2 protein-coding genes are annotated in these 1,443 nt (G+C 75.6%); both read right to left on the bottom strand.

Annotated features, from left to right (window positions below; translation table 11 throughout):
- Positions 1-597: redoxin domain-containing protein (locus AB0N07_RS50955; protein WP_365847809.1), on the bottom strand; the 597-nt coding region annotated here is incomplete at its 3' end.
- Positions 598-692: 95 nt separating this feature from the next.
- On the bottom strand, positions 693-1,443 hold a 751-nt coding region (locus tag AB0N07_RS50950), incomplete at its 5' end, for a hypothetical protein (RefSeq protein ID WP_365847807.1).

Below are 1,443 nucleotides of genomic sequence, written 5' to 3'. Positions count from 1 at the left end.
CACGGCCTTGCCGGGGAACGACAGGTCCCGGGCCACGGGCGCGGGCGGGACGTAGGGGCCGGAGCCGCGGTGCAGCGTGCCCTTGGCCTCGTGCTCGGCCACGAGCTCGCGCACGAGGCCGTAGAGCCCGGCCACGTGCCCCTCGCCGGACAGGTGCGCGGCGATGTAGCCCTCCGGGTCCACCACCACGAGGGTGGGCCACGCGCGCGCCGAGTACGCCTGCCACGTGGTCAGCTCGGGGTCGTCCAGCACGGGGTGCTCGATGGCGTAGCGCTCGACGGCGGCCGCGAGCGCGTCCGGGTCCGCCTCGTGCTCGAACTTGGGCGAGTGCACGCCCACCGTGACGAGCACGTCCGCGAACTCCTCCTCGAGCGGGCGCAGCTCGTCCAGGACGTGCAGGCAGTTGATGCAGCAGAACGTCCAGAAGTCGAGGAGGACGACCTTGCCGCGCAGGTCCTCGAGGGCCACCTGCTCGCCGCCGGTGTTCAGCCAGCCGCGGCCCACGAGCTCGGACGCGCGCACCCGGGTGGCCGCGCGCGGCACGGCGGCGGGGGCGTCAGCGGACGGGGCGGGGTTCGGGGTCTGCGGTGCGGTCATGCCCACCATCATGGCGCACGCCCCGGACGCGTCAGCCGTGAGCGGACGCCGGCGGCGTCACAGGGGGAAAGACGACGCCGCCGGGCGGGTCCGGCTCAGTCGGCGGCCAGGGCGGCGGCCAGCATCTCCTCGGCGATGAGCGTGAACTCCTTGCGCCCGGCCTCAGGCCGGCCCACGAAGGAGACCATCACCACGGCGTCGGAGGTGACGGCGGTGAGCACCTGGGCTGTGAGCTGGGGCTCGGACTCCGAGGCCAGGGTCCGCTCCCACACGAGGGCGGACTGCGCGGGGGTGCCGTCGGACAGCGGCGCGTCGGAGACCTCGAGGCGGTAGTCGACGGTCGCGTCCCCCTCCTGCACGGTCATGGTCATCTCGCGGCAGTCGGCGCGCAGGGCATTGACGGTCTGGATGTGCCGCTCGACGTCCTGGCGGCCCTGGCCCGTGAGCCGGGCGACCTCCACGGTGCCCGTGCCCGTGAAGGTGTCGGCGCCGACGTCCACGCGCGTGGCCTCGGCCCCGTCGAGGGCGATCGGGGAGAAGTCCAGGGCGGTCAGCGGCGCCTTGCACTGCGCCGGCTGCACGGTGGTCCGGTCCGCGTCCGCGCGCCGGTCCCGGAAGTCCTCGCGGGCCGCGTCGATCTCCTCTGCCGTGGCGGCCCGCTGGCGGACGAAGCCGAACGTGGCCGCACGCTCGGCCGCGGCCTCCGCCATGCGCGCGTCCTGACGGTCGCCCAGGCCGAGCCCCTCCGGGGCCGCCGCCTCCGTGGGCGCCGCGGTGCCGGCGTCGTCATGGACTCCGTCTGCGGGCACGGACGCGGCGGCCGGATCGCCGTCCCCGGCCCCGCAG

Source organism: Streptomyces sp. NPDC051172 (genome assembly GCF_040682555.1).
Lineage (GTDB): Bacteria > Actinomycetota > Actinomycetes > Streptomycetales > Streptomycetaceae > Streptomyces.
Note: the sequence above shows the minus strand (reverse complement) of the source record. Positions and strands in the feature narration are given on the sequence as shown.